This window comes from Roseiarcus fermentans (assembly GCF_003315135.1).
GTDB lineage: Bacteria > Pseudomonadota > Alphaproteobacteria > Rhizobiales > Beijerinckiaceae > Roseiarcus > Roseiarcus fermentans.
The window spans coordinates 1-17,843 of the sequence record NZ_QNRK01000008.1 but is presented as its reverse complement, the minus strand read 5'-3'; the positions used below and the strand labels follow the sequence as shown (position 1 = coordinate 17,843).

Sequence of the window (17,843 nt, the reverse complement as noted above, 5' to 3'; positions counted from 1 at the left end):
CGCCGCGATGACGCAGGCGGCGCCGCTCCCGGCGGCCTCTCTCGACCGTCCTTCCGGTCAGGCGCGATCGAGCTCCTTGAGGTAGGCGCAAACCATGTCGGCCAACGCGCCGGCGTAGGCTTCGATCTCGGAGCCCGTCCGGGGCGCTTGCGAAAAGCGCTTGCCGACCGCGCTGAGCGTGGCGGCGATCACGTCGGCCGCGAGCGCCCGCGTCGCGTCCGGCGCGCGCGGAAGCGCTTCGCGCATGAACGCCTGGACGGCGGTCGTCGCGGACGTCCTCGCCTCGTGCGCCTCGGGCGCGTCGCGATAGAGCGGCGCGGCGTCGCCGAGGGCGATCCGGATATCGGCCTCCTCGCATTCCGAGCGGAGGAAAGCCCGAACCAGATCGCGCAGCCGGTCGAGCGGCGGCGTGCGCCGGTCCTCCAGGACGCCGCGCAGCATGGCGCTCGTCCGCCGCCACTCGTCGGCCTGCAGCCGGAACAGGATCGCCGCCTTGTTGGGGAAGTACTGGTACACCGAGCCGACGCTGACCCCCGCCCGCTCGGCCACCCGCGCCGTGGTGAAGCGCTGCGCCCCTTCCTTCGCCAGAACCTGAACCGCCGCCTCCAGAATGGCGGCCACGAGTTCGTTCGAACGCGCCTGCTTCGGCGCCTTTCGCACGGAAATCTCTACGCTTTTTCGATCGGACATGGCGACTGCCGGCGATGCGAATAGGAAACCTGACGAATTAGTCGTATTTCTCTGGCCGCGCAATCTCGCGCTCCACGACACGGACCGGAGACCTCGATGACCACCCTGACGAGCGCCCCGCTCGCGCCCCTTCTCGACCGGCTGTTCGCCGAGGCGGACGAAGCGACGGCGCGAGCCGAGGCGGTCTTCGCCAGCGTATCGCGCCAGGAGCGCGAGCGGCTGATGCGGAGCAAGACCGAATACCTCGAATTCTACGGACGGCTGAAGGACGTTCCGCTTCCGGTCTCGCGGGAGACCGGCGCGCTGCTGTACATGCTGGCGCGCGGATGCGGCGCGCGAACCATCATCGAGTTCGGGACCTCGTTCGGCCTCTCGACGCTGCATCTCGCGGCGGCCTTGCGCGACAACGGCGGCGGCCGCCTCGTCACCAGCGAGTTCGAGCCGTCCAAGATCGCGCGGGCGCGGGCGAACCTGACCGCGGGCGGCCTGATCGACCTCGTCGAGATTCGCGCGGGCGACGCCCTGGATACGCTGAGCGCCGATCTTCCCGAGCCGATCGACCTGGTGCTGCTCGACGGCGCCAAGGCGCTCTATCCCGACATCCTGAGCCTGGTCGAAGGCCGTCTGCGGCCCGGCGCCTTCGTCGTCGCCGACAACGCCGACCACAGCCCCGATTATCTCGCGCGCGTGCGCTCGCCGGCCGCCGGCTATCTGTCGACCCCGTTCGCGGCGGACGTCGAGCTGTCGATGCGGATCGGATGACCGGGGCGGGGATGCGCGCGGTCGACGTCGACAGCCGCGAAGACTTCGCTGTCACGCCACGATGGCCTTGCCGTCGGCCTTCCATTGCCAGCAAGCGGCGGAAGAGCTCGTGAAGGGTTTCGGCGATCGACTCCCCGGCCAAAACCCTGCGCCGCCGCGCGACAGGGGCCGCGGTGCGAACGGCTCCCTGGACAGCGGCCGGCCGCAGCATCCCGCCGCAGCGGGCTCACGCGCCGGATCCCTCGTGCGCGGCGCAGCCAGTGTCCTTGTGGACGGCGCCTACCGCCGGGCCCGCTCGAGGCTTCGGTCCGGCTTCTCCGGATCGCTGCGCGCGCTCGCGATCTCTTCGATGAGACCTGCAAGGATCGCTCGGCGGGCCCGCACCTGCTCCATGTGCGCGTCCAGCTCGGCAAGCTTGAGCTCGAGCTGAGCTTGCAGCCGCGCCTTGCGCCCGGCGTCCCGCGGCGAACGCAGGTGCGCCCCGACTTCCCTGAGGCTGAAGCCGAGGCGTCGGGCGCGGTCGATGAACGTCACGATCTGCACGGCGTGGTCATCGTAGTCCCGATAGCCGTTCGCAGCCCGCGCCGCCGCCGGCAGAAGCCCTCGGGCTTCGTAGAAGCGAATTGTCGCCGTGCTGACGCCGGTCCGCTTCGCCAGATCGCCGATGCGCATGCCCTTGACCTTCAAGTACGCTTGAAGGTGTAGCGTCGAGGCCCATCGGTCAAGGCGCTTCCCATGTCGACGCAAACTCTGGTTCTGGTTCCCGGCCTCGGCAGCGACGCCGCCGTCTGGCGGCGAACGATCGCAGCCTTGGGCGACGCCTGTCGCTGCCTCGTCGGCGACACGCTCGACAGCGACACCCTGCCGGACATGGCGCGCCGGATTCTCGATCGAGCCCCGTCGAGCTTCGCTCTGGCGGGGGTCTCGATGGGCGGCATGGTCGCCCTGGAGATCATGAAGGCGGCGCCCAGCCGGGTGACGCACCTGGCTCTGGTCGACACGAAGGCGCGGCCTGACACGCTCGCGCAAAGACTGTATCGACGCCTCGCCAACCTCGTCGTCGCCTCGACGAGGGACTTCGAGGGGCTGGCGCGACGCAGCCAGAGCTCTGTCGTCCATCCCTCGGCCCCGCAGGACGTCCGCGCCGAGCTGACGCAAATGAGCCTGCGCGTCGGGAGGAACGCCTACATCCGGCAGAATCGCGCCCTGGCCGCGAGAGGAGACTTGCGCAAGGTCCTCGCAACTCTCGCCATCCCGACGGCGGTGATCGTCGGCGCGGAGGACAGGATGACGCCGGTCAGACTGTCCCGGGAGATTCACGCCCTCGCGCCCGGCTCGCTTCTCCACGTCATCCCCGACTGCGGACACCTGCCGCCAATCGAAAAGCCGGACATCACGGCCGCGCTGCTGAGGGCGCTTCTGTCTCGAAGGTGATTTCCGCGCCGGGGCCGGCGGCCCCGGCGCGCGGTTCAGAGTTCAAGGCGCGTTGGCGCTCACGCCGCCGCCCGGATCGCCGCCGCCGTCTTTTCCATGATCTCGTCGATCTGGGCCTCGCTCACCACCAGCGGCGGGGTCAGTTCGATCGTGTCGCCGGCGAGGCGCAGCATGATGCCCTCCTCGTGGAACGCATGGCCGGTCGCGTTCCAGCCGCGCAGGCCCGGACTGCCGGCGATCGGGGCGAGGTCGATCGCGCCGGTGAGGCCGACGCAGCGGATGTCGAGCACGTTCGGCAGGCCCTTGAGGGTCATGATCGCGTCGCACCACCTGGGCTCGAGCGCCTTGGCGCGCTCGAACAGCTTTTCGTCGCGATAGACGTCGAGCGCGGCGAGTCCCGCCGCGCAGGCGAGCGGATGGCCCGAGTAGGTGTAGCCGTGGAACAATTCGATGGCGTGTTCCGGCCCCTTCATGAAGGCGTCGTACACCCCCTTGCGCACGACCACGCCGCCCATCGGCACCGTGCCCGAGGTGACGCCCTTGGCGAAGGTGATCATGTCGGGGACGACGCCGTAGCGTTCGGCCGCGAAGGCGTGGCCCAGCCGCCCGAAACCGGTGATCACCTCGTCGAAGATCAGGAGAATGCCGTGCTTGTCGCAGATCGCGCGCAGGCGCTCGAGATAACCCTTGGGCGCCGGCAGGACGCCGGTCGAGCCGGCCATCGGCTCGACGATCACGGCGGCGATGGTCGAGGCGTCGTGCAGGCCGACGATCCCCTCGAGCGCGTCGGCGAGATGCCCGCCCCATTCCGGCTCGCCCTTGGTGAAGGCCTGATGCTCGCGGTTGTAGGTCGCCGGCAGATGGTCGACGCCGGAGAGCAGCGAACCGAAGAATTTGCGGTTGTTGACGATGCCGCCGACGGAAATGCCGCCGAAGCCGACGCCGTGATAGGCGCGCTCGCGGCCGACGAGGCGGGTGCGCGACCCTTGCCCGCGCACGTTGTGGTAGGCCAGCGCGATCTTCAGCGCCGAGTCGCAGGCCTCCGAGCCCGAGTTGCAGAAGAACACGTGATCGAGGTCGGCGGGGGCGAGATCGGCGATGCGCGAGGCGAGCTGGAACGCCGGCGGATGGGCGAATCCGAAGGTCGGCGAGAAGTCGAGTTCGGCGGCCTGGCGCTGGATCGCCTCGACGATCGGCTTGCGGCTGTGGCCGGCGTTGCAGCACCAGAGCCCGGCGGTCGCGTCCAGAATCTCACGCCCCTCCGGCGTGTAGTAATGCATGTCCTTGGCGCGGGCGATCAGCCGCGGGCGCTTCTTGAAGGCGCGGTTGGGCGTGAACGGCAGCCAGAAGGCTTCGAGGTCGTTGGGGACGTCGGCGCGGGCGGCGGCGGTCGGTTTGGCGGGCGTGGTCATGAAAGCTCCTTGGCGGCGACAGACCCTCCTCCCGCTCCGCGGGAGAAGGCGGCCCGACGGGCCGGATGAAGGGGATGCCGGATGAGGGGCCGTCGCTTGCCCTCACCGCGGCCCTCTCCCGCGTAGCCCGTCGACTGGCGGGCGTCTTTCGACAGTCTGCACGGGCGAGGGGGCCGTCCAGTTTCCTGAACATAAGCGGCCGGTTTCCCCTTTGTCCAGTTGTCCTGCTGTTCGTCCTGTTCTAAATCCTGAACGCATGAACAAGGCTGCCGACGATTTCGCGATCGGACCGAGACTCCGGCGGCTGCGCACCGGCCTCGGCCTGTCGCAACGCGAGCTCGCCCGGCGCGCCGGCGTCTCCAACGCGACGATCTCGATGATCGAGGCGGACCGGGTGAGCCCGTCGGTGTCGGCCTTGCGGCAGGTGCTCTCGGCGCTCGAGGTCGGCGTCGCGGACTTCTTCGCCGGGACCGAGGCGCCGGCCGAGCAGATCGTCTACCGGGCCGCCGAGTTCACCGAGATCGCCGGCGGCGCGGTCAGCTACCGCCAGGTCGGCGCCAACCTGAAGGGCCGCGCGCTGCAGATGATCCACGAACGCTACAAGCCCGGCGCGCAATCGGGGGCCAAGATGCTGTCGCACGAGGGCGAGGAGGCGGGGCTGGTGATCAGGGGCCGCCTCGGCCTCGAGGTCGACGGACGCCGCTGGGAGCTCGAGGCCGGCGACGCCTACGTGTTCGACAGCCGCAGGCCGCACGCTTTCCGCAACATCGGCGCGGACGACCTGGTGATCGTCTCCGCCTGCACGCCGCCGACGTTTTGACGCCGTCCTCGGCCGGAGCGGCGCGGCAGGCTCTCGAGAGGCCCGGGGATGGCGATCTTTGCGCGAAAGGCTCCGCCCCAGTACCGGGGCTATCTCGACCGGATCGAGGACGGACGCCTCACCGGCTGGGCCGACGACCGGCTGGCGCCGAAACAGCGGCTCGTGGTCGAGATCTTCGCCGCCGGCGCGCCGCTCGGCGCGGTTCGCGCCGAGCTGTTTCGCGACGACCTCGCCCATGCCGGCGTCGGCGACGGCCGGCATGGCTTTTCCTTCGCGATGCCGGAGGGCGGGACCGCGGTCGAGACGCTCGCCGCCCGGGTGGCGGGAAGCGATTTCTGGCTGCGCTCGACGCTCTCCCGCCCATCCGCGGCGATGATCAACGCGCCCCGCCGCGGGCTCGCCCTGCTCGAGGGCGGCTTCAGCGCCCGTACGGCCGGCGACGACGACGTCGGCGTCGCCGCCGAGCTGATCGAGGCGTGGCGCCGGCTGAAACCGCGCGCGTCCCTCGATCCGAAGACGATGTGGGGCGGCATCGTCCGCACCCGCCACCGCGCGCTCGCCGACCTGCTCGCCGGCGATGACGCGGGCGCCCTCGCCGCCTGTCTGGTCGACATCCAGAAGCGCCCCGAATCGCGCGGGCTGATGCAGGGCGACGAGGCCTGGGCCGACCTCGTCGCCGCTTCGCCCGAAGGCCGGCGCGCGGCGCTGGCGCCGTTCCACGACATGCTCGCTTCGCTCGCCCAGTATCTCGGCGTCTTTCGCGCCGATTGCGACGAACTCGACTTCGAGGGCGAGGCGCTTGCGGTCGGCCAGGCGGCGCTGGTCGCCGCGATCGACGCCAAAGTCGGCTTTTCGATCGCGCCGCCGACGGTGTTCGACGGGCTGTTCGGACTCGCGATCGGCGATCGCATTGTGCACGCGCGCGACATCCAGTCGCTTTACGCCGCGCTCCGGACGATCGAGTCGAGCGGCCTGCCATCGCCGCGCGTGTGCGAGATCGGCGGCGGCTTCGGCAAGGCGGCCTGCTACGCCCATCGCCTCGGGGTGAAGCGCTATGTCGTCGTCGACCTGCCGACGGTGTCGGCGATGCAATATTTCACCCTGCGCCGATGCCTGCCTGACGTCCGCGTCACGCTGCGGTCGCCGGGCGAGCGCCTGGGCGAGGACGACGGGATCGATCTGGTGTTGGCGCCGCAGCCCGGCGAAGCCGTCGCCATCCGCGCCGACATCGCGCTCAACTGCGACTCCTTCCCCGAAATGGGCGACGCGGTCTGCGCCGACTATTTCGCCCGCCTGCCGCAATGGGCGCCGCTGCTGCTCAGCATCAACCAGGAGGCCGCGCGCCCGGTCAGGGGGCCGTCGAACCGGCAGTCCGTGGTGAGCGCGCTCCTGCCGCAACACGGCTTTTCCCGGCGCTACCGGTTCCGCAACTGGATCCGCCGCGGCTACGTCGAGGAGCTTTGGGCGCACGGCTGAGGCGCGGCGCGAACGCGAGCCGTCCCGCCGTCCGTCCAAAGGCGGCGGCGCCAGCGTTTCAGATGATCCCGCGAAGGTAATTGCGCGACCTGTGATCGCCATCACAGACGCCGGGATCTTCACATTCTAGATAAATCCAGTCGATGAGAAACAACGCCATCGGCAAACAAGATTTAACCCAGGGAGTTTCGTAATGAAGTCCTTGATTATCTCGGCCTCGGCCGTCGCCATTTGCTTGTGCGCTCCGGTCGTCGGCAACGCCGACACCCTGGCCCCGGCTCACACCGTTCACCACCCCGTCCATCGCGTCGCCCACGCGGCGATCCCGGCGGGCGCGACGGCGCTCGCGCTCCCGGTGGTCCCGAGGCGGGAGACCGATGGCCTCAGCCGTGATCGCGCCGACTGCAACACCGGTTGCATCGACAACTGAGGTCCGCGTCTCACGCGAAGAGGCCGCCCGCCGGCGGCCTCCCGGCTTTCGCCCGCGGCGGCGCTCAGGCCCGCGTGGTCGACTTCACGTCCACGTTGCCGCGCGTCGCGTTGGAGTACGGGCAGATCGTGTGCGTCACCTCGACCAGCTTGTGGGCTTCCGCCTCGGGCAGGCCGGGCAGGTAGACGTCGAGGTCGGCGGTGATGCCGAAGCCGCCTTCCGAGCGCGGGCCGACGCCGATCGTCGCCGTCACCGTGGTCCCCTCGGGAACCTTGATCTTCGTCTGGCCCGCGGCGACGCGCATGGCGCTGAGGAAGCAGGCCGAATAACCGAGCGCGAACAGCTTTTCCGGATTGGCGCCGTCGCCGCCGGGGCCGCCGAGTTCCTTGGGGATGACAAGATTGAAGCCGAGGGTGCCGTCCTCGAGTTGGGTGTGGCCGTCGCGGCCGCCGCCGCTCGCGGTCGCAGTCGTCTTGTACTTGGCGTCGACGGACATGGGCTCGCTCCTCTCGCAAAAATCCTGGATGACGACCGGATGGGCCGGACCGAACCGCGGTTTCAATCGTGTGCGATTTGATCGCCGGCGTTATAAGTTGCGGGGGCGAGCCTGTCAACGCTTGCGATTTGATCGCCCGCGATCTAATTTGCGGCATGACCGACGCGCCGCCCGAAACCGCCGACATCCGCATCGAGGACTTCCTCTGCTTCGCGGTCTACTCGGCCGGGCACGCGTTCAACCGCGTCTATCGTCGTCCGCTCGAGCGGCTCGGCGTGACCTATCCGCAGTTCCTGGTGCTGGTCGCCCTCTGGGGTGAGGACGGGGTGTCGGTGGGGCGGCTGGGCGAGGCGCTGTCGCTCGATTCCAACACGCTCACCCCGCTGCTCAAGCGGCTCGAGGCGATGGGTTTCCTCACCCGGCGCCGCTCGCACGAGGACGAGCGCCGGGTTGTCGTGGCCCTGACGGACAAGGGCCGCGCGGCCAAGGGCGAAGCGGGCGACGTGATGCGCTGCGTGTTCGACGCGGTCGGCCTGCCGGCGCCGCAGTTCGCCCGACTGACGGGCGAACTGCGCGCGCTGCGCGCGAGCCTCGAGCGCGCGGCGGCCGCCGCGTAGCGCAGGATTTGAGGTCCGTCCTTGCCGGGCATCCCAAGCGGGGCTTCTTCCGGCGTCATCGCGAGGAGCCCGAAGGGCGACGCGGCGATCCAGGAGCCGTCTGCGCTTCCGGCTGCCGGAGCGCCGGACTCCACTGGCGGCAGGCGTCGGCGTCCCGGACTCCTGGATCGCCGCGTCGCTTCGCTCCTCGCGATGACAGCGTCGAAGCGAGCCCCCACCTTGGGCGATATTGTCGGGGCCGTGCTGCCATTGAACTGTTCTGCGCGCTTCATACCAGCTGCCAGAATGACAATGCTCGTCGTTGAAATCTGCGTCTGATTCTGATGACTCCAAAATTCAATGATCGAGGCAGTCCGGAACGTCTTCCAGCCGGGACAAGGTCATTCCCGCAGCGAGAGATTGATCCGGCCATCCCGAGGCCGCAAGGTCCTCGAGACAGCGTCTTGCCTCTTCCCTTGCGACTGGGTAGACGCGTTTGGCGGCGCGGAGACGGACTTGAGGGTTCTCATGCGTTAGCAGCACCATCAATGATCTGCGTGCATCAGGTCCGCGGAATGTCAATTCTTTGACTATATCGACTTGCGTATCATAGCCACTATTGTATAGATTAATATCGCCCGTAACATACGTGTCATATTGTTCCAGACAAGTCTCCTCGAATCGTTTGACAAGTTCGCCGACTGACACGGACGCGTAGGGGCTTTCGGTCATTTCAATACCCCGGTCTCTCGAAGATCTTCGAAGCGACCTTCGTTGTTCAGGTGAACAGACCGCCATAGTTCAATGATCGAGACAGTCCGGAACTTCCCCCAGCCGGAACAACGTCATCCCGGCGTCGAGGGATTGCATGTCGGGTAAGTCAGCCGCGACAAGGGCTTCCAGGTATTTTCGCGCTTCATCGCGAGCCACTGGATAGACGCGCTTGCAATCTGTGTGCAATCGCCAAAAATTCAATGATCAAGGCAGTCCGGAACTTCCCCCAGCCGCGACAACGTCATCCCGGCGTCGAGGGATTGTGTGCCCGGTAAGTTAGCCGCGGCGAGAGCTTCCAAGCATTTTCGAGCCTGATCACGCGCTACAGGATAGACGCGCTTGGCCGCCCGAAGACGAACTTCTGGGTTTTCGTGACTTAGCAGCGCCAATAGCGATCTTCTGTCGGATTGCCCCCGAAATGCTAATTCCTTGGTCACAAGTTTTTGAATATCATAATTTCTATCATATGTTTCGAGATCGTCAGTTATGTACGTGTCATATTGTTCCAAACACGCTTGTTCAAATATCTTTATTAGCTCGCTTGTCGACTTTGATGAATAGTCTATCTCTTTCATTTTAGAACTCCAACGTATTGAAGCCCACGAAGACCGACACGCCGTCGTTCTTCCCAACTTTTTCCTCGGAGATATTGGCGCGGCGTCAAGTCATCGAACTGTTCCCTACGCGTTTCATACCATCTGTTTAAATCCCAATGCTTTGCCGCTGGAATCCGCGCCAGATTATCGGGGCTATCCATCAAGGCGCGTTCACTGCCATCCGGATTCGCTGTCGCCTGCTCGACGATGTGGTGGTCCTCATATCCCGTCTCACGTGGCCCTTGCGCGGCCCTCTGCAACGCTTGGAGCGTCTTCGGCGGGTCGAAATAGGCGCTGATATACGGGCGAGCGTCCAGCCCGACTTCCGCAAGCAGCACCACAAGTCGTCCATTATCCCGTGCGTTCATCCCCGCGGCGATCAGCCCGCGTATCCCGGTCTTGATGACCTCGGCCAACGCGCGTCCGCCTGCCTGAAGACTCGCACCCGTCTTGCCGTCGCCTGGACCGCCGTTCTGTCCACCTTCAGGCGAGTCGCCGTCCCCTTTGGGCCGGAACTGTCCGCCACGCCCGTTCGGTTCGCCCTTCGGCCATCCCGGATGTTTCGGATCGTCGGGGCTGGCTTTTTCCACAGGCGGCGCGAAGCCGGTCCTGTTCATCCGGGTCGACGAATTCCTCCTCGCCTCCGCCGCAGTCGCGGCCTTGGCCAGCGAATCGGCCGCGCGGCCTTCGGTTAAAGTCGGCTGGCCGACGCGCCTGGGCGCGCCAGGGAGCGGCGGCGTCCCGCTGCCGGGGAGCGCGGGACGCGCTCCCTCCCGCGATGTGGCGCCCTGAACTCAGGCCGCGGCCTTCTCCGTGAGGCACCCCTCCGCCCGCAGCGCGGCCACGATCGCGCCCGCGTCGCCCGGCTGCATGCCGGCGACGTTGATCCGGCCGGAACCGGTGCAATAGATCGCGTGGCGGCCACTCAGCGCCTGCGACTGCGCCTTGGTCATGGCGAGGTTCGAGAACAGGCCACGCTGATCGCGGATGAAGGCGAGACCCGGGTCGGCGTCGGCGAGCGCGGCGCGGTTGGCGTTGATCCGGCCGCGCATGACATCGAGCTCTGCGCGCCACATCGCGACGAGGTCGGGGCGTTCGAGCACGATCCGCACCGCGGCGGCCCCGTGGTCGGGCGGCATCGACCAGGCGACCCGCGCCAGCGCCGCGAGATTGGTCGCCGTCGTCGCCGCCTCGCGCGCATCGCGGGCGATCACGGTGAGCGCGCCGACGCGGTCGCGGTAGAGGCCGAAATTCTTGTCGCAGGAATAGGCGACCAGCGCCTCGTCGACGGCGTCGAGCACGAGCCGCGTCGCCCACGCGTCCTCCTCGAGCCCGTCGCCGAGGCCCTGATAGGCGAGATCGATGAACGGCACGAGCTTCCGCGCCGCCAGCGTCGCCGCGATCTCCTCCCATTGCGTCCGGGAAAAATCGATGCCGGTCGGGTTGTGGCAGCAGCCGTGCAGCAGGACGACGTCGCCCGGCGCGGCCCTGGCGAGTCCGGCGCGCACGCCGTCGAAATCGACCGCCTGCGTCGCGAGATCGGCGAAGGGGTGCGTCTCGATCGCGAGCCCCGCGGCGCGAAAGATCGGCGCGTGATTGGGCCAGGTCGGCGCGCCGAGGTGGACCTTGGTTCCGGGCCTCGCCGCGTGGAGAAGTTCGGCGCCGAGCCGCAGCGCGCCCGTCCCGCCCGGGGTCTGGAGCGCCGCGAGCCGGCCCGCGAGCCGGTGGCGGGCGCCGAAGACGATCGGCTCGAGCCGCGTGGTGAAGCCGATGTCGCCTTCCGGCCCGAGGTACTTCTTGCTGTCCTGCGTTTCGAGCAGGATCGTTTCCGCCGCCTTGACGGCCTTCAGCACCGGCGTGTTCCCGTCCGCGTCGCGATAGACGCCGACGCCGAGGTCGACTTTCTTCGCCCGGCTGTCGGAATTGTAGGCCTTGATCAGGCCCAGCAGGGCGTCGGGCGGCTGGGCGACGAGCGCTTCGAACACGGGACCATACTCCTTCGGATTGAATTCGAGTTTCAGCGGCTTTCGGTTTCGCGAAGCTGGGCTATTCGATCCACAAATCGGCTCGCGATCTCGATCGCCTGCGCCCGCGCCGCTCAAGGCCGGGCGTCGGGCGGCCGCGGGGCGAGCGCCTCGATCAGGGCGCCCGCATAGCCGTTTGACCGAAGAACGTCCATCGACCCCCGCCGCCTCCCTGTCGCGACGCCGCCCCGGGCCCCATCCAATTCGAAGGCCGGGACGGCGCTGCACAGGACCAAGGGCGCGCAGGCCTTCCAGCCTGCGAGCGGGCGTTTCGGCCTCTTCGCCAAAGGTCACCGCGCCGGCGCGGCGACGGCCGCGCCCTCGGCCGGGCGCCCCGCTCCTGTGGCTTTCGGTCGCAGTTCGCGTCCGACGACGTTCCTTCGGCTGCGGGCGCCCTCCTTGCGCATTTCCGGCAGAGGCGCCGAGCGCACGCGGGGCGACGGGTCGAGGGCCGCTCCGCGCCGGACCGCGCGGCTGGTGGCCCCCCGCGCGCGCCATGCGGTTTTCCGTCGCCGTTCTATGACAACGTCAACATGTTTTTTTGGTTGACCGCGGCGGACATCGCCGCCTACCGTGGGCAACCATCGCCATTGCGTCATGCGGCGACGAAACGCTGCGCCTTCGGGTCGGCGCCGAGACCGCCGTCCCACGAAAGGCGCAGCTCTCTTCGCTGTCCAGTCGACAATCGAAACGGCACGCGACTTGTTCGCAACGCTCGGCCCTCGCGGCGTTTTCGAAGGCCGTTGATCGACCCGCTCTCCGCGCCCTTGGAGCGGGGTCTGAGCGCCTGTTCGATCAGGAGGCCCATCATGCGACGGACCGCCCTTCTCCCTGCCGCCTTCTCCGGCCTGATCGCCGCGGCGTCGCCCGGCGCGGCCGGCGCGGCAACCTGGAATTTCATCGGAATTGCCGTCCCCGGATCCATTCCGGGGAGCACCTCCGTCAGCGGGATCAACAATGTCGGCGAGGTCGTCGGAACCTACGACACGGTCGGGAATGTCTCGCACGGCTTCGTCTATCGGGACGGGCGATACGCGACGTTCGACGTCCCCGGGAGCGCGGGCACGTCCCTGGTCGGAATCAACGACCGGGGTCAGATCGTCGGGACCTATGACGACGACAGCGGAACCGAACTGAGTTTCCTCTATTCCTTCGGCCGGTTCACGAACTTCAAGATGCCGGGCGCCGTCGCCAGCGTGAATGCATTCGACCCAATCGGCATCAACGACCGCGGGCAAGTCCTTGGTCTCGACGTTGAATCCGAAACCGACAACACCTACTATATTTACCAGCGCGGAGCGTTCAAACAGATTTTACAGGTCGTCAAATGCAGAAGTCCGGAATGCACCTATACGACTCTGAGCGGACTTAACAATTTTGGACAATTCGTCGGAACGGAATTCACCTACGTAGCGTCTCACGCCATCGTCTACGACAAAAGCGGTATGACGACCCGTCCGTTTCCTGGTGCTTATGATTGGTTCGGCGCCGGGATCAACGACCGAAGTCAATTCGTCGGTACGTACTACACTGACACCGGCGCCGTCCTTGGATATCTCTACACTGGCGCCGGGCCCGTCACGATTGCGGACCCGAACGCTTCGGGCCAGACGTGGCTGATGGGCGTCAACGACCTCGACCAGATCATCGGCCAAACGATCGACGCGAACGGCCAGGCGCACGCATTTCTCGCCACCCCGGACCCCGGCGCGCCGGAGCCCGCGACCTGGATGATGCTGGTCATGGGCTTCACGGGCCTCGTCGCCGCGAGCATCCGTCGCAAAATCGTCGCCGTCGCCGCTTGACCGATGCCTTCGGTCGCCGTGCGGCGCGCCTCAGATCCGCGGGCCGGCCATGGTTCCGTGGATCGGCGTGGTGTGAAGCTGGCGGCCGCGCGTGTTGCCGAGCCGGCCGACGCCCTGGTGATGCGGCCGCGTCCGGTGCGACCCGAGCGTCAGCGCGCTCGGATGCATCGGGACCTTGTGCGCCGAGGGAGCCGGGGCCGTCGTCTGGGCGGTCGCGGGAAGCGCAAGCGACACGGCCAGCGCGAGCGCGCCGACGCCCAAGATGCCGGTCCAGGTGCGGGTCGTCATGAAGGCTCCAAAGTCGGGTTTTCGTCGGCCGGGAGCGCGACGTGTCCGCCGCGCCCCGGCGCCTCGTCAATAGTCCATGTCGCCGCCGCCCGGCGCCGCCGGCGCCGGCGCCGGCTTCTTCGGCTTCTCGGCCACCATCGCCTCGGTGGTGATCAAGAGGCCCGCCACCGACGCCGCGTCCTGGAGCGCGGTGCGCACGACCTTGGTCGGGTCGATGATGCCGAGGTTGTACAGGTCGCCGTATTCGCCGGTCTGGGCGTCGTAGCCGTGGGCGTAATCGTCGGAATCGAGCAGCTTGCCGACCACGGTGGAGGCGTCCACGCCGGCGTTGTCGACGATGAACCGAGCCGGCCACTGGATCGCCCGGCGCACGATCTCGACGCCGGTCTTCTGGTCGGCGTTGTCGACCTTCACCTCGGCGAGGATTCTTGTCGCGCGCAACAGCGGCACGCCGCCGCCGGGGAGAATGCCCTCCTCCACCGCGGCGCGCGTGGCGTGCAGCGCGTCGTCGACGCGGTCCTTCTTCTCCTTGACCTCGACCTCGGTCGCGCCGCCGACGCGGATCACCGCCACGCCGCCGGCGAGCTTGGCGAGCCGCTCCTGCAGCTTCTCGCGATCGTAGTCGGACGTCGTCTCCTCGACCTGGGCCTTGATCTGGCCGATGCGGCCGTCGATGTCGGCCTTCTCGCCGGCGCCCTCGACGATGGTGGTCGAGTCCTTCTCGACCCGGACCCGCTTCGCCCGCCCGAGCATCGCGAGCGTGACGTTCTCGAGCTTGATGCCGAGATCTTCCGCGATCATCGTGCCGCCGGTCAGCACCGCGATGTCCTCGAGCATCGCCTTGCGGCGGTCGCCGAAGCCGGGCGCCTTGACGGCGGCGATCTTCAGGCCGCCGCGCAGCTTGTTGACCACCAGCGTCGCCAGCGCCTCGCCCTCGATGTCCTCGGCGATGATCAAGAGCGGCTTGCCCGACTGCACCACCTGCTCCAGCACCGGCAGCAGCGCCTGCAGCGACGACAGCTTCTTCTCGTGGATCAGAATCAGGGCGTCGTCGAGTTCGGCGATCATCTTCTCGGAATTGGTGACGAAATAGGGCGAGAGATAGCCGCGGTCGAACTCCATGCCCTCGACCACGTCGAGCTCGGTGACGGCGGTTTTCGCCTCCTCGACCGTGATCACGCCTTCCTTGCCGACCTTGTCCATGGCGTCGGCGATCATCTTGCCGATCGTCTTGTCGCCGTTGGCCGAGATCGAGCCGACCTGGGCGATCTCGTCGGACTTGGTCACCTTGCGGCTGTGCTTGCCCAGTTCCGCGACCACCGCCTCGACCGCCAGGTCGACGCCGCGCTTGACGTCCATCGGGTTCGCACCGGCGGCGACCGCCTTGATCCCTTCCTTGACGATCGCCTGCGCGATCACGGTGGCGGTGGTGGTGCCGTCGCCGGCGATCGAACTCTGCTTCGAGGCGACCTCGCGCACGAGCTGCGCGCCCATGTTCTCGAACTTGTCGGCGAGCTCGATCTCCTTGGCGACGGTGACGCCGTCCTTGCTGATGCGCGGCGCGCCCCAGGACTTTTCGATCACCACGTTGCGCCCCTTGGGGCCGAGCGTCACCTTGACGGCGTTGGCGAGAATGTCGACGCCGCGGAGCATGCGCTCGCGCGCGTCCTGTGAAAATCTGACTTCCTTGGCGGCCATGACAAACCCTCCGATCGTGGTCGACCAGCGTGATCCTCAAAGGCGGCGGCCGGCGCCCCTCGCTTCCCGGGCCGGCCCCGCCGCAGCCTTACATAAGCCGCCTGTGCGCGCTCGCAATCGCAATTTCGCCATGCCGACGGCGCTCGCCCCCGAAGGTCTGAACCGCCGTGGGACGCCGCGCACACAGGCGGCGGGGAACAGCCGGATCGGCGGTCGAGCCAGACCGCCCTGGCGGTGACCACGATGCCGGTTCGCCCGCGCCCGACGCCGTCCAGAACGACGCGCGCCGCGCGCGGCGAGCCCGCCCGATGCCCGAGCCCGCCCCGGCGACGGCGGCCTTGCGGGAGAGCGGGCTCATGCGCGGCCCGCGACGGTCGCCGGGGCCTCGCCGACGGCGACGGCGCGCGCGGCAGAGGGGGCGGGAGTCAGCCGCATCGCCGGATCGACCACCGCGCCGCGGGTGAGCAGCCTCTCGTCGGAGACGTAGTCGAAGGTCATCACCCAGGGATAGCCCGAGCCCTGCCGCGGCAGTTCGTGCAGCGCGCGTTTGATGTAGCCGGCCCCGAAGTCGAGCAGCGGGCGGGCGCCGGTCTCGCCCTTCGGCCGCTCGGCTACGCACACCGCCATGCCGCGGGCGTCGAGTTCGTTCAGCAGGCGGCAGAACCACCGGCACAAGAGGCCGACCTTCAGGGTCCACGACGAGTTGGTGTAGCCGACGGCGAAGCAGAAGTTCGGCACGCCGTCGAGCATCGTCCCCTTGAACACGATTTTTTGCGCCGGGTCGACGCGGGCGCCGTCGACCGTCAGGCGGATCCCGCCGAACATCTTCAGCCGGAGCCCGGTCGCGGTGACGATCGCGTCTGCGGCGATGTCCTCGCCCGAGGCCATCCGGACGCCGGTCGCGGTCAAGCGCTCGATCGCGCCGGTCACGATCGCGACCCGGCCGTTGGCGATCGCCTTGAACAGGTCGCCGTCGGGCACGACGCACAGCCGCTGGTCCCACGGGTCGTAGGGCGGGTTGAAATGCACGTCGACCGGATAGGCTTCCGGCAACGCCTTGCGGTTGACCCAGCGGATCAGGCGGCGCGCGGTCTTGGGATAGCGCCGACACAGGGCGTAGACCCACTTCTGGCGCAGGACGTTCTTGCGCCGCGCGAGCGCATGCGCGCGCTTCGCCGACAGCCAGCGGCGCAGGAAGTCGGCGATCGCGTCCCCCGACGGGATCGGCAGGACGTAGCCCGGCGTGCGCTGGATCTGCGTGACCTCGGCCCCGGCTTCGGCCAGCGCCGGGACCAGCGTCACCGCCGTCGCGCCGCTGCCGATCACCGCGATCCGCTTGCCCGCGGGGTCGAAATCGTCGGGCCACGCCTGCGGATGCAGGATCGGGCCGGCAAAGGTCTCCTCGCCGGGAAAGCGGGGGCGATAACCCTGATCATAGTCGTAATAGCCGGTCGCGCCGAACAACCAGCGGCAGCGGACGATCGTCTCGGCGCCGTCCGCAGGACGCACCCGCACCGACCAGAGCGCCGAGGCGCCGTCCCAGTCGGCGGCGACGACCGTGCAGCGGAAGCGGATATGGTCGAGAACCCCGTGCTCCGCCGCGGCCTCCTGGATGTAGGCGAGGATCTCGCCGCCGCTGGCGATCGCCTTGCGGCTTTTCCACGGTTTGAAGTCGTAGGCGAAGGTGAACAGGTCGGAATCGGAGCGCACGCCCGGGTAGCGGAACAGATCCCAGGTGCCGCCGAGCGCGGCCCTGGTCTCGACGATCGCATAGGTCTTGTGCGGCGCGTCCCGGGCCAGCGTGCAGGCGAGCCCGACGCCGGAGAGGCCGGCGCCGACGATCAGCACATCGAGCGGCGCTTCGCAGTCTCGCCGCGGATCGAGGTTCATGGCGCTCCTCCCTTCCGCCTCGTCGCACACAGCGTCCGCGTTGGTTTTCCCGCGCCGCCGTCGGCGACGCAAGCCCCCGTCGCCGGCGCTGGGCGGCGGACTTCCCGGCCCGATCGGCTACCATGACCATGGGCCCCGCCCTCGCCGGGGCGCTCTGCCGCCCGAAGGGAGGATCCATGATTCTGCCGAGCCTCGATCCGCTGATCGCCGCCGGCGTCGTCGTCTCGACGGCGCTGACCGACGCGGTCTACGTGATGTTCACCGCCAATGTCGCCGCGCGCCGGCGATTCGCCGCGGCGACCTGGAGCAGCGCATGGTACCTGCTGTCGGCCTTCGCCGTCATCAGCTACACCTCCAACTGGGCCTATGTCCTGTTCGCCGCGGCCGGATCGTGGATCGGCGGCTTCTTGTCGATCACGCTTCTGGGGCGGGCGGCGGAGCGAAAGGCGGAGTAGGAGGCAGTCGGCAGTCGGCAGTTCGCGGCCCTGCGGGCCGCTGGGCAGTCGGGGGCGGAGCAGGCTGTCGGCTCCAACCGCCGACCGCCGACTGGCGACCGCCGACTGCCGATCGCCGACCGCCGACCGCCGACTGCCGACCGCCGACTGCCGACTGCCGACCGCCGACCGCCGACTGCCGACTGCCGACAACCGAC

The 17,843-nt window shown here is 68.3% G+C and carries 19 protein-coding genes; 8 read left to right on the top strand and 11 right to left on the bottom strand.

Translation table 11 applies throughout. The annotated features are described in order from the left end of the window. Positions 1-57: 57 nt before the first annotated feature. Positions 58-690, bottom strand: a complete 633-nt coding sequence (locus DFR50_RS08480; protein WP_113888774.1) for a TetR/AcrR family transcriptional regulator — start codon at positions 688-690, stop codon at positions 58-60. A gap of 96 nt (positions 691-786) precedes the next feature. Here DFR50_RS08480 and DFR50_RS08475 point away from each other — a divergent pair, with 96 nt between their 5' ends. Further along, positions 787-1,452, top strand: coding sequence for an O-methyltransferase (locus DFR50_RS08475; RefSeq protein ID WP_113888773.1), 666 nt, complete (start codon positions 787-789; stop codon positions 1,450-1,452). A gap of 279 nt (positions 1,453-1,731) precedes the next feature. Here DFR50_RS08475 and DFR50_RS08470 read toward each other — a convergent pair whose 3' ends face one another. Beyond that, a complete protein-coding gene (locus tag DFR50_RS08470; protein ID WP_210208837.1) occupies positions 1,732-2,139 on the bottom strand; it encodes a MerR family transcriptional regulator in 408 nt (135 codons plus the stop codon). A 48-nt stretch (positions 2,140-2,187) separates the two neighbouring features. Here DFR50_RS08470 and DFR50_RS08465 point away from each other — a divergent pair, with 48 nt between their 5' ends. Then, the gene (locus tag DFR50_RS08465; RefSeq protein WP_113888772.1) at positions 2,188-2,886 is read left to right on the top strand and encodes an alpha/beta fold hydrolase; all 699 of its coding nucleotides are present in this window, start codon (positions 2,188-2,190) and stop codon (positions 2,884-2,886) included. Positions 2,887-2,945: 59 nt separating this feature from the next. Here the strand turns inward: DFR50_RS08465 and aptA are convergent, their stop codons facing one another. After that, positions 2,946-4,298, bottom strand: coding sequence for an omega-aminotransferase AptA (aptA, locus tag DFR50_RS08460; RefSeq protein WP_113888771.1), 1,353 nt, complete (start codon positions 4,296-4,298; stop codon positions 2,946-2,948). Between the two features lie 256 nt (positions 4,299-4,554). On the opposite strand from aptA, the gene DFR50_RS08450 reads away from it, so the two are divergent. The 3 genes from DFR50_RS08450 to DFR50_RS08440 all read left to right on the top strand — a co-directional run bounded on the left by DFR50_RS08450 (position 4,555) and on the right by DFR50_RS08440 (position 7,024). After that, on the top strand, positions 4,555-5,118 hold the full coding sequence (locus DFR50_RS08450) for a cupin domain-containing protein (protein ID WP_113888769.1): 564 nt from the start codon (positions 4,555-4,557) through the stop codon (positions 5,116-5,118). 48 nt (positions 5,119-5,166) lie between these two features. Continuing rightward, positions 5,167-6,594, top strand: a complete 1,428-nt coding sequence (locus tag DFR50_RS08445) for a class I SAM-dependent methyltransferase (protein ID WP_113888768.1) — start codon at positions 5,167-5,169, stop codon at positions 6,592-6,594. Between the two features lie 193 nt (positions 6,595-6,787). After that, positions 6,788-7,024 (top strand): hypothetical protein, encoded by a 237-nt coding sequence (locus tag DFR50_RS08440; RefSeq protein WP_113888767.1) that lies wholly within the window; start codon positions 6,788-6,790, stop codon positions 7,022-7,024. Positions 7,025-7,088: 64 nt separating this feature from the next. Here DFR50_RS08440 and DFR50_RS08435 read toward each other — a convergent pair whose 3' ends face one another. Then, positions 7,089-7,520, bottom strand: coding sequence for an organic hydroperoxide resistance protein (locus DFR50_RS08435; RefSeq protein ID WP_113888766.1), 432 nt, complete (start codon positions 7,518-7,520; stop codon positions 7,089-7,091). A 155-nt stretch (positions 7,521-7,675) separates the two neighbouring features. Here DFR50_RS08435 and DFR50_RS08430 point away from each other — a divergent pair, with 155 nt between their 5' ends. Beyond that, positions 7,676-8,137, top strand: coding sequence for a MarR family winged helix-turn-helix transcriptional regulator (locus tag DFR50_RS08430; protein WP_113888928.1), 462 nt, complete (start codon positions 7,676-7,678; stop codon positions 8,135-8,137). A 336-nt stretch (positions 8,138-8,473) separates the two neighbouring features. On the opposite strand, the gene DFR50_RS33545 is transcribed toward DFR50_RS08430, so the two are convergent. The 4 genes from DFR50_RS33545 to DFR50_RS08410 form a co-directional block, all read right to left on the bottom strand. Then, a complete protein-coding gene (locus tag DFR50_RS33545; protein WP_170153114.1) occupies positions 8,474-8,848 on the bottom strand; it encodes a DUF2019 domain-containing protein in 375 nt (124 codons plus the stop codon). A gap of 239 nt (positions 8,849-9,087) precedes the next feature. Continuing rightward, complete coding sequence (locus tag DFR50_RS08420) at positions 9,088-9,465, bottom strand: DUF2019 domain-containing protein (protein ID WP_113888764.1); 378 nt, start codon at positions 9,463-9,465, stop codon at positions 9,088-9,090. Further along, positions 9,462-10,103, bottom strand: a complete 642-nt coding sequence (locus DFR50_RS31305) for a hypothetical protein (RefSeq protein ID WP_147262700.1) — start codon at positions 10,101-10,103, stop codon at positions 9,462-9,464. Before DFR50_RS31305 ends, DFR50_RS08420 begins: the two co-directional genes overlap by 4 nt. A gap of 177 nt (positions 10,104-10,280) precedes the next feature. Then, positions 10,281-11,471: an amino acid aminotransferase gene (locus tag DFR50_RS08410; RefSeq protein WP_113888762.1), complete on the bottom strand. Its 1,191-nt coding sequence runs from the start codon at positions 11,469-11,471 to the stop codon at positions 10,281-10,283. Between the two features lie 848 nt (positions 11,472-12,319). On the opposite strand from DFR50_RS08410, the gene DFR50_RS08400 reads away from it, so the two are divergent. Continuing rightward, positions 12,320-13,315 (top strand): PEP-CTERM sorting domain-containing protein, encoded by a 996-nt coding sequence (locus DFR50_RS08400; protein WP_113888760.1) that lies wholly within the window; start codon positions 12,320-12,322, stop codon positions 13,313-13,315. 30 nt (positions 13,316-13,345) lie between these two features. Here the strand turns inward: DFR50_RS08400 and DFR50_RS08395 are convergent, their stop codons facing one another. From DFR50_RS08395 to DFR50_RS08385, 3 genes are all read right to left on the bottom strand, one after another. Then, positions 13,346-13,603: a hypothetical protein gene (locus DFR50_RS08395; protein WP_113888759.1), complete on the bottom strand. Its 258-nt coding sequence runs from the start codon at positions 13,601-13,603 to the stop codon at positions 13,346-13,348. A gap of 66 nt (positions 13,604-13,669) precedes the next feature. Next, positions 13,670-15,301 (bottom strand): chaperonin GroEL, encoded by a 1,632-nt coding sequence (groL, locus tag DFR50_RS08390; protein ID WP_113888758.1) that lies wholly within the window; start codon positions 15,299-15,301, stop codon positions 13,670-13,672. Between the two features lie 354 nt (positions 15,302-15,655). Next, on the bottom strand, positions 15,656-17,191 hold the full coding sequence (locus DFR50_RS08385; RefSeq protein ID WP_113888757.1) for a flavin-containing monooxygenase: 1,536 nt from the start codon (positions 17,189-17,191) through the stop codon (positions 15,656-15,658). Positions 17,192-17,367: 176 nt separating this feature from the next. Between DFR50_RS08385 and DFR50_RS08380 the strand changes: the two genes are divergently transcribed. Beyond that, positions 17,368-17,646, top strand: coding sequence for a hypothetical protein (locus tag DFR50_RS08380; protein ID WP_113888756.1), 279 nt, complete (start codon positions 17,368-17,370; stop codon positions 17,644-17,646). Positions 17,647-17,843: the final 197 nt, after the last annotated feature.